The organism is Streptomyces sp. NPDC005811 (genome assembly GCF_040630405.1).
Classification (GTDB): Bacteria; Actinomycetota; Actinomycetes; order Streptomycetales; family Streptomycetaceae; genus Streptomyces.
In genome coordinates, this window is sequence record NZ_JBEXXK010000019.1 from 96,640 (window position 1) to 116,272 (window position 19,633).

The 19,633-nt window shown below is 71.9% G+C and carries 21 protein-coding genes; 6 read left to right on the plus strand and 15 right to left on the minus strand.

Going from position 1 to position 19,633, the window contains the following annotated elements; all coding sequences use genetic code 11:
- The first annotated feature begins 35 nt into the window (after positions 1–35).
- The gene (locus ABZ490_RS21655; protein WP_358992353.1) at positions 36–1,475 is read left to right on the plus strand and encodes a cytosine permease; all 1,440 of its coding nucleotides are present in this window, start codon (positions 36–38) and stop codon (positions 1,473–1,475) included.
- On the opposite strand, the gene ABZ490_RS21660 is transcribed toward ABZ490_RS21655, so the two are convergent.
- A complete protein-coding gene (locus tag ABZ490_RS21660) occupies positions 1,405–1,725 on the minus strand; it encodes an ArsR family transcriptional regulator (protein ID WP_358992356.1) in 321 nt (106 codons plus the stop codon). The two genes, ABZ490_RS21655 and ABZ490_RS21660, sit on opposite strands and share 71 nt — an antisense overlap.
- A 108-nt stretch (positions 1,726–1,833) precedes the next feature.
- Here ABZ490_RS21660 and ABZ490_RS21665 point away from each other — a divergent pair, with 108 nt between their 5' ends.
- Positions 1,834–2,808, plus strand: coding sequence for a zinc-binding dehydrogenase (locus ABZ490_RS21665; RefSeq protein ID WP_358992358.1), 975 nt, complete (start codon positions 1,834–1,836; stop codon positions 2,806–2,808).
- 3 nt (positions 2,809–2,811) lie between these two features.
- Here ABZ490_RS21665 and ABZ490_RS21670 read toward each other — a convergent pair whose 3' ends face one another.
- Both ABZ490_RS21670 and ABZ490_RS21675 read right to left on the minus strand, forming a co-directional pair.
- Positions 2,812–3,909, minus strand: coding sequence for a winged helix DNA-binding domain-containing protein (locus tag ABZ490_RS21670; RefSeq protein WP_358992360.1), 1,098 nt, complete (start codon positions 3,907–3,909; stop codon positions 2,812–2,814).
- 26 nt (positions 3,910–3,935) lie between these two features.
- Positions 3,936–4,358 carry a VOC family protein gene (locus tag ABZ490_RS21675; RefSeq protein ID WP_358992362.1) on the minus strand — a complete coding sequence of 141 codons (423 nt, stop codon included), beginning with the start codon at positions 4,356–4,358 and terminating at the stop codon, positions 3,936–3,938.
- A 96-nt stretch (positions 4,359–4,454) separates the two neighbouring features.
- On the opposite strand from ABZ490_RS21675, the gene ABZ490_RS21680 reads away from it, so the two are divergent.
- Entirely contained in the window at positions 4,455–5,459 is a 1,005-nt protein-coding gene (locus ABZ490_RS21680) for a WYL domain-containing protein (protein WP_358992364.1), read from the plus strand.
- Here the strand turns inward: ABZ490_RS21680 and ABZ490_RS21685 are convergent.
- The 3 genes from ABZ490_RS21685 to ABZ490_RS21695 form a co-directional block, all read right to left on the minus strand.
- The gene (locus ABZ490_RS21685; protein ID WP_358992366.1) at positions 5,440–7,077 is read right to left on the minus strand and encodes an FAD-dependent oxidoreductase; all 1,638 of its coding nucleotides are present in this window, start codon (positions 7,075–7,077) and stop codon (positions 5,440–5,442) included. The two genes, ABZ490_RS21680 and ABZ490_RS21685, sit on opposite strands and share 20 nt — an antisense overlap.
- Positions 7,078–7,293: 216 nt before the next feature.
- A complete protein-coding gene (locus ABZ490_RS21690) occupies positions 7,294–8,268 on the minus strand; it encodes a 2-oxoglutarate and iron-dependent oxygenase domain-containing protein (RefSeq protein ID WP_358992367.1) in 975 nt (324 codons plus the stop codon).
- Positions 8,252–8,734 carry a nucleoside deaminase gene (locus ABZ490_RS21695; protein ID WP_358992369.1) on the minus strand — a complete coding sequence of 161 codons (483 nt, stop codon included), beginning with the start codon at positions 8,732–8,734 and terminating at the stop codon, positions 8,252–8,254. Before ABZ490_RS21695 ends, ABZ490_RS21690 begins: the two co-directional genes overlap by 17 nt.
- 99 nt (positions 8,735–8,833) lie before the next feature.
- On the opposite strand from ABZ490_RS21695, the gene ABZ490_RS21700 reads away from it, so the two are divergent.
- Positions 8,834–10,099 carry a PucR family transcriptional regulator gene (locus tag ABZ490_RS21700; protein ID WP_358992371.1) on the plus strand — a complete coding sequence of 422 codons (1,266 nt, stop codon included), beginning with the start codon at positions 8,834–8,836 and terminating at the stop codon, positions 10,097–10,099.
- On the opposite strand, the gene ABZ490_RS21705 is transcribed toward ABZ490_RS21700, so the two are convergent.
- Complete coding sequence (locus ABZ490_RS21705) at positions 10,086–10,976, minus strand: transglutaminase-like domain-containing protein (protein ID WP_358992373.1); 891 nt, start codon at positions 10,974–10,976, stop codon at positions 10,086–10,088. The two genes, ABZ490_RS21700 and ABZ490_RS21705, sit on opposite strands and share 14 nt — an antisense overlap.
- A gap of 89 nt (positions 10,977–11,065) precedes the next feature.
- On the opposite strand from ABZ490_RS21705, the gene ABZ490_RS21710 reads away from it, so the two are divergent.
- Positions 11,066–11,851 carry a CDP-alcohol phosphatidyltransferase family protein gene (locus ABZ490_RS21710; RefSeq protein WP_358992375.1) on the plus strand — a complete coding sequence of 262 codons (786 nt, stop codon included), beginning with the start codon at positions 11,066–11,068 and terminating at the stop codon, positions 11,849–11,851.
- Positions 11,852–11,992: 141 nt separating this feature from the next.
- Here ABZ490_RS21710 and ABZ490_RS21715 read toward each other — a convergent pair whose 3' ends face one another.
- On the minus strand, positions 11,993–12,337 hold the full coding sequence (locus ABZ490_RS21715; protein ID WP_358992377.1) for a hypothetical protein: 345 nt from the start codon (positions 12,335–12,337) through the stop codon (positions 11,993–11,995).
- Positions 12,334–12,939 (minus strand): DUF6232 family protein, encoded by a 606-nt coding sequence (locus ABZ490_RS21720; RefSeq protein ID WP_358992378.1) that lies wholly within the window; start codon positions 12,937–12,939, stop codon positions 12,334–12,336. The genes ABZ490_RS21715 and ABZ490_RS21720 overlap by 4 nt, the downstream gene beginning before the upstream one ends.
- A 250-nt stretch (positions 12,940–13,189) precedes the next feature.
- Between ABZ490_RS21720 and ABZ490_RS21725 the strand changes: the two genes are divergently transcribed.
- Complete coding sequence (locus ABZ490_RS21725; RefSeq protein ID WP_358992380.1) at positions 13,190–13,621, plus strand: hypothetical protein; 432 nt, start codon at positions 13,190–13,192, stop codon at positions 13,619–13,621.
- Between the two features lie 75 nt (positions 13,622–13,696).
- Here ABZ490_RS21725 and ABZ490_RS21730 read toward each other — a convergent pair whose 3' ends face one another.
- The 6 genes from ABZ490_RS21730 to ABZ490_RS21755 all read right to left on the minus strand — a co-directional run bounded on the left by ABZ490_RS21730 (position 13,697) and on the right by ABZ490_RS21755 (position 19,611).
- Entirely contained in the window at positions 13,697–14,041 is a 345-nt protein-coding gene (locus tag ABZ490_RS21730; RefSeq protein ID WP_358992382.1) for a hypothetical protein, read from the minus strand.
- A gap of 62 nt (positions 14,042–14,103) precedes the next feature.
- Positions 14,104–15,186: a c-type cytochrome biogenesis protein CcsB gene (gene ccsB, locus ABZ490_RS21735; RefSeq protein WP_358992384.1), complete on the minus strand. Its 1,083-nt coding sequence runs from the start codon at positions 15,184–15,186 to the stop codon at positions 14,104–14,106.
- Complete coding sequence (locus ABZ490_RS21740; protein WP_358992386.1) at positions 15,183–16,889, minus strand: cytochrome c biogenesis protein ResB; 1,707 nt, start codon at positions 16,887–16,889, stop codon at positions 15,183–15,185. Before ABZ490_RS21740 ends, ccsB begins: the two co-directional genes overlap by 4 nt.
- Before the next feature lie 3 nt (positions 16,890–16,892).
- On the minus strand, positions 16,893–17,666 hold the full coding sequence (locus ABZ490_RS21745; RefSeq protein WP_358992387.1) for a cytochrome c biogenesis protein CcdA: 774 nt from the start codon (positions 17,664–17,666) through the stop codon (positions 16,893–16,895).
- A 1-nt stretch (position 17,667) separates the two neighbouring features.
- Positions 17,668–18,255, minus strand: coding sequence for a TlpA disulfide reductase family protein (locus ABZ490_RS21750; protein WP_358992389.1), 588 nt, complete (start codon positions 18,253–18,255; stop codon positions 17,668–17,670).
- 66 nt (positions 18,256–18,321) lie between these two features.
- Positions 18,322–19,611, minus strand: coding sequence for a hypothetical protein (locus ABZ490_RS21755; protein ID WP_358992391.1), 1,290 nt, complete (start codon positions 19,609–19,611; stop codon positions 18,322–18,324).
- Positions 19,612–19,633 lie beyond the last annotated feature (22 nt).

Sequence of the window (19,633 nt, forward strand, 5' to 3'; positions counted from 1 at the left end):
GGCCCCGCGGGGCGGGAGCCGGACCATTGCCTCGCATGACGACTGCTCCCGCCGACTCCCCCGGCACCCTCGCCCCCGCCTACGGTGACAAGGTCATCGCCGTCGAGACGGCGGGCTCGGACCCCGTCCCCGACGCCGAGCGCCACGGCTCCCCACTCCAGCTGCTGTGGACCTGGGCCTCCCCGAACATCGAGTTCGCGACGGTCTACATCGGTGTGATCCCGGTCCTCTTCTTCGGCCTCGGCTTCTGGGAGGCGACCGCGGCCCTGCTCCTCGGCACCGCGCTCGGCGCCCTCACCCAGGGCGTCCTCTCCCTCGACGGCCCCCGGTTCGGCGTTCCGCAGATGGTGGTGGGCCGGCTGTCCTTCGGCTTCCGGGGCAACGTCCTGCCCGCCGCCGCGAACGGACTGGTCGCGGGCGTCGGCTGGTTCGCGGTGAACAGCGTGAGCGCGGCCTTCGCCCTCGACACCCTGACCGGCCTGCGCCCGCTGCCCTCGCTCCTGCTGGTGGTCGCGGCGGAGATCCTGATCGGCTTCCTCGGCCACAACTTCGTGCACGTCTTCGAGAAGTACGCCTTCCCCGTGCTGGCGCTGGTCTTCCTGCTGGCCGGGGTGTGGACCTTCGGCCACGCGGACCTCGGCGGGGGCGGCTCGGGCGGCGGCATCGGCGGCTTCCTGCTGGCGACGGCCACGGCGTGGGGCTACGCGGCGGGCTGGAACCCGTACGCCGCCGACTACTCCCGCTACCTCCCCCGCACCGCGGACCGCCTCCGTACCGCCCTCTTCCCGGCGCTCGGCCTGTTCCTCTCGGTGGCCGTGGTCTCCGTCATCGGCGCGGCCTCGGCGACGATCGCCGCCCCGCGGGACGCCACCCCGACGGCGGCCTTCACCGGCCATCTCCCGGGCTGGCTGGGCGACCTGGTGCTGCTGGCGATCATCCTGGGCGCGATCTCGGCGAACGCCCTGAACATCTACTCCGGCGCGATCTCCCTCACGGCCCTCGGCCTGAACCTCCCGGCCTGGCTGAGCCGCTCCACGCTCGTCGTGGTCTCGGGCGTGGCCGGTACGGCGGCGGCCTGGGCGTCGCTGTCGGACGCGGGGTCGGCGTACGAGGCGTTCCTGCTGGTCATCGCGTACTGGGTGGCGCCGTGGCTGGGGGTCGTCCTGACGGATCGTCTGCTGCGCGGCCGTACGGCGTCCGACGAGGAACTCTCGGCCCGCCTGACCGACCGCTCCTTCACCAACCTCCCCGGATGCGCGGCCCTGCTGACCGGCGTGGCGGTATCGGTCCCGCTCTTCTCCAACCAGGAGAAGTACGTCGGTTACGTCCCCGCCCACTGGCCGTCGTTCGGGGACATCACACCGCTGGTGGGGTTCCTGGTGAGCGCCGGGCTGTACGCCGTGCTCAGTCGCGCAGGACGAGGTCCAGCAGGCCCGGGAAGCGGGCGTCGAACTCGGGGCGGCGCAGCCGGTTGACCCGGCGGGGGCCCTCGTCGCGCTGTTCGACGAGGCCCGCGCCGCGCAGGACGGAGAAGTGGTGGCTGAGGGCGGCCTTGCCGACGGGTACCTCGAAGCTGCCGCAGGCCCGGCTCCACTCCGGCGAGCCGGCCAGCTCCCGGACGAGGGTGATCCGCACCGGGTCGGCGAGGGCGGCGAGCGCGGTGAGGACCGGGACGTCGTCGGGGTGGATGTGCTCGGGGGCGACCCGGTGACTGGCGCTCGCCACGCGGTCCTCCTCGGGGGGTACGGCTTGCCGACTGTTCGATGAAAACCATACACTCGCGAGTGTTCGCTTTTCATCGAACAGTCGTCGAGTCCAGGGGTGAGGTACGCCATGCGTGCGGTCGAGATCCAGGAGTACGGCGGTCCGGAGGTCCTCCGCCCGGCGGAGGTGCCGGTGCCCGAGCCCGGCCCGGGCCGGGTGAGCATCGACGTGGCCTACGCCGGGCTGAACTTCGCGGACCTGAAGGCACGCGCCGAGGGCTACCGCGTCCCGGCCCTGCCTTTCCGTCCCGGCCTGGAGGTCTCCGGCCGGGTCCGGGCGGTCGGCGCGGGCGTGACCGGTCTGGCCGTCGGCCAGGAGGTGGCCGCCCTGACCGGCGGCGGGGCCTACGCGGAGGTCGCCGTGGCCGAGGCGGCCCTGGTCTTCCCGCTGCCGTCGGGCACCGATCTCCGTACGGCCGCGGCGATCCCCACCGTGGTGCCGACGGCGTACGCCCTGGTCCACGCGGTGGGCCGGCTCCAGCCCGGCGAGAGCGTCCTCGTGCAGAGCGCGGCGGGCGGAGTCGGCACGGTGATCGGCCAGTTGGCGAAGGCGGCGGGCGCGGGGGCGGTGTACGGCGTGGTGTCGACACCGGCGAAGACCGCGTACGCGCTCGGCCACGGCTACGACGACGTCTTCGTGGGCGACTTCGAGAAGGCAGTGCGCGCGGCGACCGGCGAACGCGGGGTCGACCTCGCCCTGGACCCGGTCGGCGGCGAGAGCCTGAAGGCCTCCCTGGCCTCCCTCTCCGTCTTCGGCCGTCTGGTCTCCTTCGGCAACGCGAGCTCGGCCGAACCGTGGGGCGTGGGCCAGCAGGAGCTGTACCCGACGGGTCTCTCGGTCGCCGGGTTCTCCATCCTCGGCCTGTCCCGGACGGCCCCCGCCACCCTGCGCACCCTCGCCGAGCAGGCCTTCGCGAAGGTGGCCGACGGCACGGTCACCGTCCCGGTCACGGCCGAATTCCCCTTGGCGGAGGCGGCGGAGGCGCACCGCCTGATGGGCACCCGCACCAGCACCGGGAAGCTGCTGCTGCGGGTCGGCGGGTGAGCGTCAGTCCGCGGTGTCGAGCCGGACGTGCGCGATGTCCTGGTCCAGGAAGGCGGCCAGGTCCCCGGCCTCGGCGCGGACGGCCTCCTCCTCACCGGCGGTGAGGGGGCGGAGCGGGCTGATCCGGAGGTGATGCCCCCGCACGGTCCAGGTGGCGCTGACGCGTCCGTCGACCAGGACCACGCGGTGGCCCGCGACGGACAGACCGAGGTGGGCGGCGTCGATGATGCGGCTGCGGTCGTGGTAGCCGAGGACGGCGTTGTCGAAGGCGGGCAGGAACCGGACGGGGGCCGGGGTGTCGGGGTCGGGGCGGGGCGCGTCGGGCAGATCGAGCAGTTCACGGCCGCGTGCGTCGCGGAAGACGACGAGTTCCTCCCGGACGGCCTTGACGGCGGCGGGCAGCCCGGCGAGACCGCACCAGGCGCGCAGGTCCGCGCCGGCGGCGGGCCCGTGGGCGGCGAGGTAGCGGCGCACCAGCCGCTGCCCCACCGGGTCGCCGTCCCCGGCGGGCAGCGGATCGACGTCCCGTGCCAGCCAGGTGGCCAACGGCAGGTTGTGTACACCGGCCGTCCGCCGCCACAGCCCACGGGGCGGGAGCTGGACCATCGGGACGAGGGCCGCGACGAGCAGCTCGCCCAGGACCCGGCGCGGCGGACCGGGCCAGCGGTCCTCGACCGCCCGCACCAGTTCGCTCATCGTGCGCGGCCGCCCGTCGGCCATGACCGCCCGGCCGGCCGCGGCGACCTCGTCCAGGTCGACGCCGGCCAGTTCGCGCCGGTAGGTGCCCAGCACCCGCTGCCGCAGCATGGCGTCGTGCCGGGCGCGCCAGGCGAGCGCGTCGTCGGCGGTGACCAGGTGGACCGTACGGCGCATCAGATGGGTGCGCACCACCGTACGGTCGGTCAGCGCGTCGTCCAGCCGTCCCGGCTCGAAGCCGGCGAGGCGGGACCACAGCCCGATGAACGGCTCCTGCGGCTCCTGCGCCTGGAGGCCGCACAGTCGGGCCACCGCCTCCGGCACCGACGCGTCGCCGCGGGCGAGCAGGTGCTGACGGGCGAGGGTGGCCCGGTTCAGGGCGCGGCTGTCGAGGACGACGGTCATGGCGTGCCTTCCCGGATCCGGCCGGCTCAGCCCTGGTACGGGGCGGTGACGTCCAGGACCCAGGTGACGCCGAAGCGGTCGGTGAGCATGCCGTACAGCGGCGCCCACGGCGCGGGCTCCAGCGGGCGCACCACGGCCGAGCCCTCGGCGAGCCTCCCCCACAGCGCGCCGATCTCCTCGGCGTCGTCCCCGCGCACGGACACGAAGAACGGGTTCTCGCCCTGGTTCCAGGGCAGCCGCGACGGCACGTCGTACGCCATCACATGGAAGCCGTCCTCGCCGGCCACCTCGCCCCACATCACCCAGTCCGCCTCGCTCTCGTCGCCCACGGCGCCCGCGTCCTGGTAGGTGACGGCGACCGTACGTCCGCCGAACACGGACCGGTAGAAGTCGAGCGCCTCGCGGGCGGTGCCCCGGAAGTTCAGATGGGTGGTGGTCGTGACGGACATGGTCTGCTCCTCGCCTCGGTGGTGAAGCCCACCCTGGCGGAGGTAGCGGACAGAGTGTGTCCTGTACTCCCCGGAGGATCAACGAGAATCGGCCGCATGCAGAAGACCTCCGCGCGACTGCTCGCCCTGCTGTCGCTGCTCCAGACGCACCGCGACCGGTCGGGAGGGGATCTCGCCGACCGCCTCGGCATCACCGCGCGCACCGTGCGCCGTGACATCGACCGGCTGCGCGAGCTCGGCTACCGGATCACGACCGTCAGAGGACCGGCCGGCGGCTACCGCCTGGAGGCGGGCGCCCAGCTGCCGCCCCTGCTGTTCGACGACGGCCAGGTCATCGCCCTGGCCGTCGCCCTGCGGACCGCGGCCGCGGACACCGGCCTCACCTCCGTCGCCGAGGACGCCACCCGCGCGCTGGCCACCCTCCGCCAGGTGATGCCGCCCCGGCTGCGCCGGCGCATCGACCTGCTGGACATCACCGCGGTCCCGCCGCCCGCGCCCCGCGACACCCCGCCGGTCGACCCCCAGGTCCTGCTGGAGCTGAGCCGCGCCGTCCGGGCCCGCGAGGAACTGCGGTTCGACTACCCGCCGGCCCCCGACGCCCCCCGCCGGGTGCACCCGCATCACCTGGTCACCCGGCTCCACCGCTGGTACCTCGTGGCCTGGGACCTGGACCGCGAGGACTGGCGCGCCTTCCGCGTCGACCGCGTCCGCCCGCGCACCCCCACCGGCCCCCGCTTCACCCCGCGCGCACTCCCGGGCGGCGATGTCGCCACGTTCCTCACCGGCCGGTTCCGCGGCAACGACGGCACCACCACGGACTGGCCGTGCCAGGGCGAGGTCGTCCTCCGTCTCCCCGCCGCGGACGTCGCGCCCCACGCCCGGGACGGCGTCGTCGAGGAACTCGGCCCCGACCGCTGCCGCCTCACCCTCGGCTCCTGGTCCTGGCCCGGCCTCGCCGCCACCCTCGGCCGCTTCGACACCGACATCGAGGTCGTCGGCCCGCCCGAACTGACCGCGGCCTTCGCCGGTCTGGCGGCGCGCTACGCCCGCGCGGGCCGGACGCTGTCGAGGACGGGGGAGCCTAGCCGAGACCCTGCGTGAGGACCTTGGCGTCCGGGACCCGGACCCGGGCAGGAGCCGTGAGCGGCACGAGGCCCAGGATCTGGGCGACGACGTACTCCGCCGACATCATCGCCCCCTCCTGCCATCCGGGCAGCGGTGACGCCTGGTCCCCGACGACGTAGAACCTTCCGTCGCCCTCGGGCCCGAGAAGCTGCTGGTAGGCGGTCATGTGGTCCGGGCGGGAGGGGTCCCAGTCGGCCCAGCCGCCCAGCTGGTACGGGACCTTGTGCCAGGCGATGCTGACCCCCAGCTCGGGCGGGACCGTACCGCGGTCCTTGAACTCCCGGTGCAGTTGCGCCGCGCCCTCCAGGGCGAAGCTGAGCCGGTCGGCGGGCTCACGGGCGCCCAGGTCCTCCGCGTTCTCGTCGAAGTTGTACGCCCCCGTGAGGGTGCCCGTCGGCGAGAAGTAGTCGTTGGACGGGTACCACACCTGGGTGATGGGGTGGTCGGTCCAGCTGATGCCGCCGTAGATCTGGTTGCGGTCGTCCTCCCAGAACCGCCGGTTCGCCTGCCAGCCGACCTTGCACGTCGCCGCGAACGGCACCAGGTCCACCGCGTCCCGGAAGTCCGGCGAGAAGCCGGTCAGCGTCAGCTTCCTCAGCACCGACAGCGGGATGTTGCTCACGCACAGGTCGGCGGTCGCGGTGTGCGTCTGCCCGCCCTGGACGTACTCGACCGTGACCCCGCCGTCCGTCAGCTCGATCCCGGTGACCTCGGCACCCAGCTCGACGGACACGTCGTAGCGCCCGGTGATCGCGTGGGTGAGCGCCTCGACGATCTTGTCCATGCCGCCGACCGGCTGGAACATCGTCGCCTGCCACAGGTGGTCGACCGGCTGGTAGAAGGGGGACTTCCAGAACTCCGAGGCGACGAGGTCGGCGAGGGCCAGCGGCGGTGCCGCGGGAGTCGGGTAGTCGTCCACGTCCACCGGCTCGGCGTATCCGGAGCGGGTCGACCCCTTGTACTCCCCGTCCTCGTCGAGGTCCCCGAACTTCTGCAGCAGGTTCCGCAGCTGCGCGGACTGCTCGTCGTCCTCGGTGAGGGTGGCGGTGAGGAGGGCCGCGAGGTGGCCACGGGTGTCGTTGGCGATCCGCCGGTTGCGCCAGGGCTCCTCGGGCGGGGTGTGCCCGGTGCGGTGCACGACGTTCGCCGTCGTCTCCTTGATGTAGGGCTCCAGCTCGACCCCCAGCTCCGCGCAGTACCGCAGGACCCGGCGGTGGTGGTACGGAATCCGTCCGGGGCCGAGGTTGAGGTACAGGCCTTCGTCGAAGCCGCACGTGTGGGTCCGCACCGGGGTGTCGTCGCCGTCCAGCTCGTACAGCTCGTCGCCGTTGCGGGCGGTGCGGTTGCGGCCGCCGGTGCGGTCCTGGGGCTCCAGGACCGTGCACCGGTAGCCGAGTCTGCCCAGCTCGTAGGCGGCGGTCAGGCCGCCGACGCCCGCGCCCAGGATCAGGACGGACCGTGGGCCACCGGCCGCGCGGGGCGCGGCGGTGAAGTCCAGCGGGGCGCTGACGCCGGAACTCAGCGGCCCCTCCAGACCGGACATCGCGTGGTAGAGGCCTTGGGCGCGCCGGTGGACGTCGTTCTGCTCACTCATGGTTCACCTTTCGGGACGGACGGGCGAGCGTGCTCTCAGCTCCGTCGACGCGTGCCGGCCGGCCGAGGTCCTGGCCATGGAATGCCGCACGCATATGCAGATCTGTGCCCGCCGGGAGGTGCCGTCCGGCCCGGTTCCCGGGACTCCGCCCGTTCAGACGAGCGCGCGGGGGCGGGTACCGGCACCTGGCCGGCGTACGCCCCCCGCACTCCCTCCCTAGTCCACGGTGATCGAGTCCAGCTTCCCCCGCAGATACACATGTGAGTCGACCGCCTCGTACGCCACGCGACCCACCGGTGCCGGTACGGACTCCACGAGCGTGCCCGGTGTGCACTCGCCGAAGTAGACGAGGGACATCAGTTCCTCGGCGGGTTCGTCGGCCGGGGGCGGGAGCACCCGGTGGCGGCCCGACCGCCAGCGGTCGCCCGTCCAACGGGCCATCAGGTCGCCGATGTTGATGGTGAAGGCCGCCGGGTCGAAGGGCGCGTCCTCCCAGCCGCCCTCCTCCGTCCAGACCTGGAGCCCGCCCTTGCCGGCCTGCCGGTCGAGGATGGTGACCGTGCCGAAGTCGGTGTGCGGACCGATGCGGAACTGGCCGGGCTCCGGCTCGCCCATGATGTCCGTGCCCGGGTACCAGTTGATGTTGAAGCCGTAGGTGGGGTGGTCCATGTGGCGGGAGAAGAAGTCGGGTTCCAGGCCGAGGGCCTCGCCCAGCAGGGACAGCAGCTGCTTCTCCAGCGCGGCCATCCGCGCCAGGTACTCCTCGCAGAGCGACTGGAGCTCCGGCACCTCCATCGGCCAGACGTTCGGCGCGTACCACTCCGCGTTGATCACGGGGTCGTCGAACGGCTCGTGCGTGGCGAAGGTCAGGGACTCCTTGAGGTCCGGCGGGGTCTCGGTCCCCTCCGAGTAGGCGTTCGCCTCCGCCCCCGGCCCGAGCCAGCCCCGCCCGCCGACCTTCACGGCGTACGGCTGCTTGACGTCCACCGGCAGCGTGAAGAACTCCCGGGCCGCCGCCCGGATGCGGGAGCGCAGGGACGGGTCCACACCGTGCCCGGTGACCAGCAGGAAGCCGGCGGTCCGGAGGGCCTCGTCGACGGTGCGGGCGATGGCCGCGCGGGCGTCCGGGTCACCGGCGAGCCAGGGCGTGAGGTCGATCGTGGGAATGCGCGGACTACTCACCGATGTCACCGATGTCCTCGTTCCAGAGTGCCGGGTTCTTCTCGATGAAGTCGCGCATCATCGCGACGCACTCGGCGTCGTCGAGGAGCACGATCTCCACGCCGTGCTCGGCGAGCCAGTCGTGGCCGCCGTGGAAGGTCGCCGCCTCGCCGACGACGACCCGGGAGATGCCGAACTGCCGGACCAGGCCCGAGCAGTACCAGCAGGGCGAGAGGGTCGTGACCATCGTCGTGCCGCGGTACGACCGCTGCCGGCCCGCCGCGCGGAAGGCGGCCGTCTCCGCGTGCATCGAGGGGTCGTCGTCCTGGACGCGCCGGTTGTGGCCGCGGCCGAGCAGGGTGCCGTCGGGGCCGTAGAGCGCGGCGCCGATCGGGATGCCGCCCCCGGCGAGCCCGGCGCGGGCCTCGGCGACGGCGGTGGCCAGCCAGGCGCGGGCCGTCGGCTGGTCCGGGGGGACCTGGTCCACAGGGTTCATGGCTCCACTCTGGTGCGCTCGAAACACCGGGGCAACGTGCGGAAAGTACTCTCCGGGCAGCCGGCGGCCGGACGTTCTGTCAGCACCTGGGAGGTTCCCGTGCCCGCACTCACCCTCCGTGAAGTCCTGGCCCTCGACCCGGTGCGGGCCAGCGCGCCCGAGCTGCTCGCGGGGGCCGCGGGTCTCGACCGGCCCGTCCGCTGGGTGCATTCGAGCGAGGTGTACGAAGGGGCGAACTTCCTCGACGGCGGCGAGCTGCTGCTCACCAACGGGTTCGGGCTGACGGACGCGGAGGACGAGGTACGGCGCCGGTACGTGCGGGAGCTGGCCGCGCGGGGCGCCGTGGGACTGGCGGTGGAGGTGGGCCGGTCCCTGCCGTCCATGCCCGGCGAGGTGGTCGACGAGGCCCGCCGGCTGGAGCTGCCCCTGCTGGCGCTGCACCGGGTCGTGCCCTTCGTACGGATCACCGAGGCCGCCAACCGGGCGATCGTGACCCGGGGACTGTCGGGGCGCTCGGCCGTACGGCCCCGGGGCGACGACCACACGGCCGCCCTGCTGGCCGACCTCGCCGACCGGGCCGCGCTGAACCAGCCGGAGGTGGAGGCGCGGGCGGCGCTCGCCGGGTTCCGCCCGGGACCGGGGACACGGCTGATCGGGGTGTCCGTGCACGGTGCCCGGGAAACGGGGGCGGTCGACCGGGCCGTACGGCTGCTGGGCGGCTCGGGAGCGCTGCGGGCCGCGTTCCCCGGGGACGTGCTCGCCCTGCTCGCGCTGTCCGGCGGGCGGGCCGGGGATCCGGTGCGGGCCGCGCAGGAGGCGTTCCGGGCGGTGGCCGAGCCGGGGCTCACGGTCGCCGTGGGGCACGCGGTGCCGGCCGGGGGCGGATGGCTGCACTGGAGCGAGACGCTGCGCGCGGCCCGTACGACGCTGGAGCTGGCGCTGACCGTGCCGCCCGCCGAACCCGCCGCGCCCGGGGGCCCGCTGGTGACGTCCTCGCGCGCCTTCGCCCTGGAGCGGGAGCTGACCCGGGGCGGCGTCCGCGCCAACCGGGAGCGGCTCGCGGGGATGGTCCGGCACGCCCTCGGGCCGCTCCTGGAATGGGAGGCGGCACACCCGAGCGACCTGGTCCGCACCCTGGAGGTGCATCTGCGCAACGGCTGCTCGCCGACCCGCACGGCCGCCCTCCTGCACATCGGCCGCCAGTCCCTCTACCAGCGCCTGGAGCGCATCGAGTCCCTCCTGGGCCTGGAGATCGACGACCCGGACCTGCTGGGAGAGCTGCTGACGGCGGCCTGTGCGCACCGGGTGGTCCGGGGGACGGCCCGGGCGGCGGCCCCCGGGGCGGCGGGGGTCAGCGCAGCGTGACGCGGCTCGGGCCGTTGTAGGGGGCCAGGCACAGGACCGACGCGGGGGTGCGCAGACCGTCCTCCTCGGCGAACAGGGCGCGTGCCGCGTCGAAGGCCACCTCGTCGGCGGTGACGTGCGCGGCACGGTCGTAGAGCGCGTGGACGGCTTCCGGCAGAGGCTCGTCGAAGTCGCCCTCGTCCGCGCCCCAGATGTCCCACAGCAGCGTCTCCACCTTGTTGAGCGCCGCGAGGTCCAGCCGTACGTTGCCCGCCACGAACCGCTCCCCCCACAGCGGCCCCTCCTCGGGCGGGTGCAGCCCGAAGGCGCGGGGGTCGGCCGTGCCCGCGCGGATCGCCCGCCAGGCGCTGCCCGCGACCAGGAAACGGTCGCGGGGGACGTCCATGGGGTCGAAGTCCACCGTCCAGGGTCCGCCCGTGAGCTGGGCGTCGGCGAGCCGCCAGGCCCGCCGCTCCTCGTCCCAGTACTCGGTGACGACATGGTCGCCGTGGAAGCCGTCGGTGCCGAAGTAGTCGGCGAAGCCGGAGCGGATGCGGGCCGGGACGCCGACGTGGCGCAGGAAGGAACAGTGCAGCAGCGAGAAGTCGCGGCAGACGCCGACGAACCGGTCGGCGGGCGCGCGCCGCTCGGTCAGCGGGGCGTCGTCGCGGTCCAGGAGGATCCGCAGGACGTCGTCGATGTAACGGGACTCGGCGTCGTGGTGCAGACGGTCCTGCGGGTGGGTGTGCCCGAAGAGGTCGCCCTCCAGCCGGTGGATCATCAGGTCCCGTGCGGCGCGGGCGAGCCGGGCGGGATCGCGAGGGAGTCCGGCGTACCGGTCGGCGAGGTCGCCGGGATCGGAGAACGCGCTCTGGGCGGCGTAGAAGTCGAGGGACAAGGCAGGGCCTCCCTGACGTCGGCGGGTGCGCTTCACCGTGTCAAAATTCGCCGGGAATTGTCCAGTTGGGTGCGTGGGAGGAACGGGTCATGGGTGCTGCTCCGGTGCTTGAGGAGCTGCGGGAGGTCTGCCAGCCGCAGGCCAAGCTGGCGAGCCGCAACGGCGAACACTGGGCCGGCCGCCTCTACATGCGGCGCATATCGCTGCGCTTCACCCGTCAGCTGGTGCGCACCCCGGTCACGCCGGACCAGCTGACCTGGACGATGGTGGTGTGCGGGGTCCTCTCGGGGGCCGCGCTGCTGGTGCCGGGCCTGGCGGGGGCGGTGCTCGCCGCGCTGCTCATGCAGCTGTTCCTGCTCTTCGACTGCGTGGACGGCGAGGTCGCCCGCTGGAAGGGGCAGAACAGCGCGACCGGCATCTACGTCGACCGGCTCGGCGCGTACCTCGCCGACGCGGCGCTGATGACCGGCCTCGGTCTCCGGGCGGCCGGGGCGGGGACCGGTGACTGGCACGGTTTCGACGGCTGGGTGTCCCTGGGCCTCGCGACCGCCCTCGGGGTCGTCCTGCTGAAGGCCTCCACCGACCTGGTGGACGTGGCCCGGGCCCGGCGCGGGCTGTCCGTGGCCGACGACGAGGCGTCCGCGCCGCGCTCGCAGGGCGTCGCTTCGGTGCGCCGGCTCGCCGCCGCCTTCAAGATCCACCGGGTGACCAACGGCATCGAGGCCTCCCTGCTCCTCCTCGCCGCCGCGTTCGCCGACGAGGCGACCGGCGGCATCGAACCGACCCACTGGGCTCTCGCCGCCATCGCCACCATCACCTGGCTGATGGTCCCGGCCCACCTCCTGTCGATCCTGTCTTCATCCCGACTGCGCTGAGCCGGGGGGACACGGCGGGGGGCGCCGCCAGGCGCGAACGGCTGCCAGGCGGGACTGCGGGCAACCGGCGCGAGGCGGCGAGCGGCCGCCGGGCGGGACGCCCCTGCGCGGCGTTCAGGGGCCAAGCTGTTGCCCCCGTCCTCAGGGACCGATCAGTGCCAGGACGCGGTTCACCGCTTCGAGTACCGGCTGGCCCACCGCCCCGATCGTGGCCGCGATGCCCGCGACGGCGAGGAGGGCCCGGTGGCGCTCCTGCGCGGGCGCGGCCGCGTCGGCGGTGAGGGCGGGCAGCGACTCGTCGAGGGCCCGGGCGCTGGCCGCCGGGATCCGCGCACGCAACTCCCCCAGCAACGCCAGCAGTTCACGCACCGCCGCCTCCAGCTCGGGAGAAGCGGGGGTGGCGGCACCCTGGTTCTTGATCATGCCGGTGTTGCCGGTGCCGCCGTACATGTTCACGTTGTCGCCGTAGTGGTGGTGTGTGCTCATGCGCCTGCCATCCCCACGTTGCCGATGCCGCCGTACATGTTGACGTTGTCGCCGAAGTAGTAGTGCTGCGGGTTGATCGTGATGCTCTCCACCCGCACCTGGAACTCGGCGTCGGGATGCTCGATCGCGTGCGCGATCTGCCCGACCGTCTGGTTCAGGAAGTGCGGGTCCCGGCTGGTGACGACGGCCTGCGAGGGGCCGGAGGTCTCCACGGCCATCACGTAGTGCGACTGCGCGCCGAGCACCTGGACCATCTCGACCAGCGCGTACACCACCACGCCGACGGAGCCCAGCCAGACGAAGGTCATCAGTCCGCTGCCGGTGTCCCGGTCGGCGACCATGGTGATGCCGCTGAGCACGGTGAGGGTGAGGGCCACGGCCCCGGTGATCAGGAAGGTCCGCAGGAACCGCAGCACGGCCTCCTTGCGCCGCGGATGGATCGTCAGGGTGTAGACCCGGGCGATGTTCGCCAGCGGATAGCAGGCCCCGCCGACCCATAACAGCCGCTTGCTGACCCGCAGTTCGAGCCCCGGCAGCTGCGCCGGCGGCGCGGGCGGCGGGGGTGGGACGTCGAAGTGTCCCGACGGTTCGGGTGTGCTCATCAAGTCCCCCATGAGTTGAGCGAGTTGCCGGTGGTACCTGTCACTCTCCGGGAACCATTAACTACAACCCCTCGCCATGGGGCAAGTTGTTACACCGTGCCGGGAAGGCCGCCGACGAAGGAATGCCTGCCACCGTCCCGAAAGCGGCACCTTTGCCCCGATTCACCGCACCGCAATAACCCCTGGCGCCCCTCAGTGCATTCGATTACGATCTTGCGAGACCGATATGTGTATAGAGAAACGGGTGGAAATGAAACTCTCTCTGCGTAAGAAGTCGGCAAAGATTCTGGGCACGGTCGCCGCGGCCGGGCTGGTCGTCGCGCTGGGCGCCGGGACGGCCTCCGCCGGACCGTCCGGGGTGCGGTTCGACGTCGGCGCCAAGCAGAGCGACGGTTCGCGCAAGATCAGCGTGTACCTCAACAACGTGTACGCCGGGTACGGGCAGTGGACCGCCGACGGCGACACCCTCACGGCCCACGACGCCAGCGCCGACGGGTACGGCATCGGCGCCTACCTGAGCACGAGCCCGGTGCGCGAGGCCGGCACGTTCGGGTACAGCTCCCCCTTCACGCGCAACGTGGGCGGGAACCTGACCGAGGACAAGCCCTACACCTTCTGGGTGTGCATCGGCAGCAACAGCGTCGGACTGACGTGCTCCGACGTCTACTCCGTGACGTCGTAACCGTAGATTCCGCATCTGTAATGCCCTCGGAAATCGATGTCCCCGGGGGCATTACAGGCGTTTCCCGTTCCCTTTTCATTCGCCGCTCAACAAGGCGCCCAGATATTCCAGACGGGCCTGCCAGTCGGATTCCTGTTCCCTTTCGCCCGGGAATTCACGGGTGAACCGCAGGATCGCCGCGTCGTCCCCGTCCCGCTCCAGATGGAAGCGCATCCGGCCGCCCTCCAGCGTGTACTCGGCGACCCGGTCCACGTCCCAGGCGGTGACCCGGCCCTCCCCCAGCCCGCGCAGCACGACCGCGCCGCCGAGCCGGGGTTCGAGCAGATCCACCTCGGTCCACCAGACCGCGATCCCGTCCCGCGTGCTCACCGCCGGCCAGACCGCCTCCATGGGAACCGGGAGCCGTACCAGGAGATGCATGCCTCAAGCGTGACCCCGGCCCGCGGAATCCGCAGGCCGGGGTCGTGGAGGAGCGGCGGGCGTCAGACGCCGGCGTACGAGTGCTTGCCGGTCACGAAGATGTTGACGCCGTAATAGTTGAAGAGCCAGCAGCCGAAGGCGATCATGGCCAGGTAGGCGGCCTTGCGGCCCTTCCAGCCGGCCGTGGCGCGGGCGTGCAGGTAGCAGGCGTAGGCGACCCAGGTGATGAAGGACCAGGTCTCCTTGGGGTCCCAGCCCCAGTAGCGGCCCCAGGCGTCGCCCGCCCAGATCGCGCCGGCGATGATCGTGAACGTCCACAGCGGGAAGACGGCCGCGTTGACGCGGTAGGCGAACTTGTCCAGGGACGCGGCGGCGGGCAGCCGGTCGAGGACCGAGTTGGCGAACGCGCCGGGCTTGCCGCCGGTCGCCAGCTTGTTCTCGTAGTGGTCCTTGAAGAGGTAGAGGATCGTGGCGACCGCGCCGACGTAGAACACCGCGCCGCAGAAGATCGCGGTGGAGACGTGGATGTACAGCCAGTACGAGTGCAGGGCCGGGACCAGCTGGTCGCTCGCCGTGTAGAGGACGGTGACCGCGAGACCGAGGTCCAGCAGGACCGTGGTGATCAGGAACAGACCGAGCCAGCGGACGTTCTTCCTCAGCGCCAGCAGGCCGAGGTACACGCCGACGGCCACCGTGGAGAAGGTGATGTTGAACTCGTACATGTTGCCCCACGGCGCCCGCTCCACCGAGGCCGCACGGGCGATCACTCCGCCCAGCTCGACCAGGAACGCGAGCACCGTGAGGGAGATCGCGATCCGGCCGTACATGTCGCCCTGCTCGTCGCCGCCGTGCGCGCCGGGGCCGTCGGGCAGGTCCCGCGCGCCGGCCGCCGAGCGGACCACGACCTGCGGGCGCTCCAGGACGGCGGTGCCGCCGTCCTTCCTGACGGTCACGGCCGGGCCCTTCGCCTTGGCCTCGGCCGTGGCGGTGAGCGCGGCGGCGGTACGGCCGACCTTGCTGCGGCTGCCGAGGAGCCACTCCGCGATGTACGCGAAGAAGGCCAGGGTGTAGACGGCCATCGAGGAGTAGATCAGCGTGTTGCTGATACTCGCGAGGTTTTCGTTGGTGGCGGCGGCGAGAGTCACTTCTCAGCCCCTTCGGCAGGTACGACTTCGGGTTCGGGGGTGTCGGGGTGTTCGGGGGCTCCGGGAGCCCGGTCGTACAGGATCCCGGCGAGGTCGCCGAGTTCCTCGGGGAGCTTCGCGGACTCGCTGCGGCCGAGGCCGGCCATCTCGACGACGGTGACGCCGTCGGCACCCCGCACCGCGCGCACCCACACCCGGCGGCGCTGGATGAACAGGGAGGCGGCCAGACCGAAGATCGCGGCGATCGCACCGCCCAGCGCCCAGCCGCTGCCGGGCTGCTGGGTGATCTGGAAGTTGGCCCACTGCTTGGTGCCCTCGTAGGTGACCGAGCCGGCGCCGTTCGGCAGCGTCATGGTCTCGCCCGGCTTGAGGTTCTCCCGCAGCTGCGCCTTCTTGGCGTCCTTGAAGGCCTTCATGTGGGTCTTGTCCATCTGGTACACGCTCTGCGGGATGCCCGAGTCGACCCCGAGGTCGCCGTGGTACGGCGCCAGGTTCAGCACCGGGTTGTCCAGTGCCGGGAAGGTCGAGGCGGTCTCGCTGCCTGCGGTGTACGTGGGCAGGAAGAAGGCCGAGATGCCCAGCTGCTCGGTGACGCCCCGGGCGTTCTTGTAGCCGTCGAGGACCTTGATGACACCGCTGGAGGTGACGTTGGAGTCCAGCGGCAGCAGCGGCACCGCGTCATGGAAGACGACGTTCCCCTTGCCGTCGCGGACGGTGATCACCGGGGCGTAGCCATGGGCGGTGAGGTAGATCTTCGAGTCGTCGATCTCCAGCGGGTGGTTGACCTTGACGACGTCCTTCTTGTCCTTGCCGTAGGCGCCGACGCTGTAGGTGACCGCCGCCTGGAAGGTGCGGGCGGTGCCCTTGTTGGGGCCGGTCCGCTCGTACGTCCCCTTGAACTGGTCCAGGGTGAAGCTGAACGGGTTCAGGTCGTCGACCTCGAAGAGGTTGCCGGACTTGAAGTCGTCGTACGCGATGAGGGTGTTGGAGAAGCCGGTGCCGCCCTCGACGAGGAGCTTGTTGCCCTCGGACTTGAAGAGCTGGCCCCAGGCGAAGGCCACCAGCATCACGATGAGCGCGATGTGGAAGGCGAGGTTGCCGACCTCACGGAGGTAGCCCTTCTCGGCGGAGACGGCGTCCCCGGTGAGGTGCGCGCGGAAGCGGCGCTTCTTCAGCAGGGCCAGGGCGGCCTCGCGGACCTGCTCCGGCTCGGCCTCGGTCCGCCAGGAGGTGTACGCCGGCAGCCGGGTCAGCCGCTTGGGGGCGCCCGGCGGACGGCTGCGCAGCTGGCCGACGAACTGCCAGGTGCGGGGCACGATACAGCCGATGAGCGACACGAACAGCAGGATGTAGACGGCCGAGAACCACACCGAGCTGTAGACGTGGAAGAGGCCCAGCTTCTCGTAGACCGGCGCGAGCGTCGGGTGGGCCTTGGCGAAGTCGGCGACCTTGGTGGCGTCCTGGCCGGTCTGCGGGATCAGCGAGCCGGGGATCGCGCCCAGCGCCACCAGCAGCAGGAGCAGCAGGGCGACCCGCATGGAGGTCAGCTGGCGCCAGAACCAGCGGGCCCAGCCGACGACCCCGAGGCCGGGCACGTTCGCCACGGTGTCGGCGGGCGCGGTGGAGAGCTGGGAGCCGGCCGCGCCGAGGTCCCCCTCCTCGTTGGCGGCCGCCGTCTCGTCGCTTGTCGTGGTCTTGCTCATGGATCAGATCCCCACAGTGAAGCCGGCGGACCAGGACTGCATGTCCTGCACGATGCGGTCCCACGCACCCGTCAGCAGCAGCAGCCCGGTCACGATCATCATCGTGCCGCCTGCCCGCAGCACCCAGACGTAGTGGCGCTTGACCCAGCCGAAGGCGCCGAGCGCCTTGCGGAAGGCCACCGCGGTCAGGACGAAGGGCAGTCCGAGCCCGAGGCAGTAGGCGACGGTCAGTATGGCACCGCGGCCCGCGCTCCCCTGGTTGGAGGAGAGGGCGATCACGGAGGCGAGGGTGGGGCCGATGCACGGGGTCCAGCCGATGCCGAACAGCGCGCCGAGCAGCGGGGCGCCGACGAGTCCGGTGGCGGGCTTGTTGTGGAAGCGGAACTCCCGCGCGGTCATCCAGGGCATCAGACCCATGAAGAAGACGCCCATGACGATCATGAGGACGCCCAGCACCTTGGACAGGACGCCCTGGTTCTCCTGGAGCGTCTGGCCGAAGTAGCCGAACAGGGCACCGCTGGACACGAACACGGCGGTGAAGCCGAGGACGAACAGGGAGGCGCCGGCGACCATCCGCCCGCGCCGGGCCTCGGCCAGGTCCGTGCCGGTCACCCCGGTGACATAGGAGAGGTAGCCGGGGACGAGCGGCAGGACGCAGGGCGAGAAGAAGGAGACGAGCCCGCCGAGCAGGGCGATGGGCAGGGCCAGGATCAGGGCGCCGCTCAGGACCGTCTGGTTCGGACCGGTGACCTCGGCGAGGGTGGTGAGCGCGCTCACGTCACTTCTCCGCGAGGACCGGGGCGATCATCTTGCGCAGCTTGTCCTCGCTGAGCGCGGCCAGCGACCGCGCGGCGATCCTCCCCTCGCGGTCGATGACCAGCGTGGAGGGGATGGCCTGCGGGTTGAGCGTGCCCTTCTTGAACCGGAGCATCAGCTTGCTGCTCGGGTCGTACAGGCTGGGGTAGGTGACCCCGAAGCCCTTCTCGAAGGCGCGGGCGCTCTGGACCTTGGGGTCGGCGACGTTGATGCCGACGAACTGCACGCCCTGGGCGGCCAGGTCCTCGGAGACCTTCTGGAAGTTGGGGGCCTCGGCACGACAGGGCGCGCACCAGGATCCCCACACGTTCAGGACGACGACCTTGCCCTGGTACGAGGAGAGTGCGAGCTGCTGGTCGTCGATGGTCTTGCCGGACAGCGCGGGCGCCGCGTCGCGCTTGCCCTGCGCGACGGTGGAGATGCCGTCCTTGCCCATGATGAATTTGGTGTCACCGCCACCGCCGGAGACCCCTCCGGCGGCGCAGGCGGACAGCAGCAGGGTCGCCGCGGCGGCGACGGCGAGGGACGAAAGCGTGCGGGTGGCACTCATGTGAAAAGTTTCGCATGCCCGTTCCGGGGATCTTGCGCACCCCCCTTGCGGGCCGAAAACCGCATTTCAGGCGGCGGATCCGGAGGGGCTGGGTGAGCTCGTGGAGTCCGCCATGAAGGCCTTCCAGCCCCCGGCCGGCTGCTGGCCGACGTCCAGGGTGCGCAGCTTGTCCAGCACCTCCGGCTTCTGTACGTCGATCCAGTCCACGAACTGGCGGAAGGAGACGAGCCGGACGTCGGCGCCGCTCTCCTTCTCGGCGGCGATGTGCTTGAACGCCTCCTCGACGGCGTCCATGTAGATGCCGCCGTTCCAGTGCTCGAAGTGGTTGCCGACGAAGAAGGGGGCGCGGTTGGACTCGTACGCCCGCCGGAATCCCTGGATGTACGCCTGGGCGGACTGCTTGCGCCAGCCCGGGTAGTTGTAGCTGGGCGCGTTGGTCGAGTTGACCGACTGGTTGGCGAGCATGTTGTAGTCCATCGAGAGGACCTCGAAGCTGCGGCCGGGGAAAGGTATCTGCTGCAGCGGCAGGTCCCAGAGCCCCTGCCTCTTCTGCGGCCACACCTGGCGCCCGCCCGGCGAGGAGGCGTCGTAGCGCCAGCCGAGGGCCTTGGCGGTGGGCAGCAGGTTGTCCTGGCCGAGGAGGCAGGGGGTGCGGCCGCCGACGAGTTCCTTGTCGTAGTCGAAGGGCAGCGCGGCCAGATCGGTCCAGCCGGTGTTGGTCCGCCACTCCTTCACGAACTTCTTCGCCTGGTCGATCTCGCTGCGCCACTGCGCGGGCGTCCAGTTGCCGACCGAGCCGGAGCCGCCGCAGAAGTGCCCGTTGAAGTGGGTGCCTATCTCGTGCCCCTCGAGCCACGCCCGGCGGACGTTGGTGAGGGTCATCTTGACGTGCTCGTCGGTGAGATAGCCGATGTCGGAGGCGCCGACGGGGTTGTTCGGCGGGTCGTAGAGCCGCTTCTTCGACTCGGGCAGCAGATACAGCCCGGAGAGGAAGAAGGTCATGGACGCGCCGTGCTCCTTGGCGAGGTCCAGGAAGCGCGGGAACAGACCGTTGCCGACCTCGCCGGCGCCGTCCCAGGAGAAGATGACGAACTGCGGCGGCTCCTGGCCGGGCTCCAGCGGCACCGGCTTGACGGGCTGGTGGGGCTGCTTGCCGGTGAAGGCGGTGGAGCCGTCGCCGATCGGCTTGGCGGTGGCGGTCGGCTTGGGCGAGCCCTTCGTGCCGGAGCCGTGCTTCCCGGAACCGCCCGCGGGGGAGGGCTCGTCACTGGTCAGGCTTCCGCATCCGACGAGTCCGGCAGCGGCGGCGGCCCCGGCACCGAGTCCGAGTGCTCCCCTTCGGGTGATGGCGCGCATGGCAATCCCGTTCGTCGCGTCC

Coding starts and splice junctions, on each gene's coding strand:
- ABZ490_RS21665 (WP_358992358.1), top strand. CDS start 1,834: ATGCGTGCGGTCGAGATCCAGGAGTACGGCGGTCCGGAGGTCCTCCGC.
- ABZ490_RS21720 (WP_358992378.1), bottom strand. CDS start 12,939: ATGAGCACACCCGAACCGTCGGGACACTTCGACGTCCCACCCCCGCCG.
- ABZ490_RS21680 (WP_358992364.1), top strand. CDS start 4,455: ATGCAGAAGACCTCCGCGCGACTGCTCGCCCTGCTGTCGCTGCTCCAG.
- ABZ490_RS21725 (WP_358992380.1), top strand. CDS start 13,190: ATGAAACTCTCTCTGCGTAAGAAGTCGGCAAAGATTCTGGGCACGGTC.
- ABZ490_RS21730 (WP_358992382.1), bottom strand. CDS start 14,041: ATGCATCTCCTGGTACGGCTCCCGGTTCCCATGGAGGCGGTCTGGCCG.
- ABZ490_RS21695 (WP_358992369.1), bottom strand. CDS start 8,734: ATGAACCCTGTGGACCAGGTCCCCCCGGACCAGCCGACGGCCCGCGCC.
- ABZ490_RS21685 (WP_358992366.1), bottom strand. CDS start 7,077: ATGAGTGAGCAGAACGACGTCCACCGGCGCGCCCAAGGCCTCTACCAC.
- ABZ490_RS21710 (WP_358992375.1), top strand. CDS start 11,066: ATGGGTGCTGCTCCGGTGCTTGAGGAGCTGCGGGAGGTCTGCCAGCCG.
- ABZ490_RS21740 (WP_358992386.1), bottom strand. CDS start 16,889: ATGAGCAAGACCACGACAAGCGACGAGACGGCGGCCGCCAACGAGGAG.
- ABZ490_RS21755 (WP_358992391.1), bottom strand. CDS start 19,611: ATGCGCGCCATCACCCGAAGGGGAGCACTCGGACTCGGTGCCGGGGCC.
- ABZ490_RS21675 (WP_358992362.1), bottom strand. CDS start 4,358: ATGTCCGTCACGACCACCACCCATCTGAACTTCCGGGGCACCGCCCGC.
- ABZ490_RS21715 (WP_358992377.1), bottom strand. CDS start 12,337: ATGAGCACACACCACCACTACGGCGACAACGTGAACATGTACGGCGGC.
- ABZ490_RS21655 (WP_358992353.1), top strand. CDS start 36: ATGACGACTGCTCCCGCCGACTCCCCCGGCACCCTCGCCCCCGCCTAC.
- ABZ490_RS21670 (WP_358992360.1), bottom strand. CDS start 3,909: ATGACCGTCGTCCTCGACAGCCGCGCCCTGAACCGGGCCACCCTCGCC.
- ABZ490_RS21750 (WP_358992389.1), bottom strand. CDS start 18,255: ATGAGTGCCACCCGCACGCTTTCGTCCCTCGCCGTCGCCGCCGCGGCG.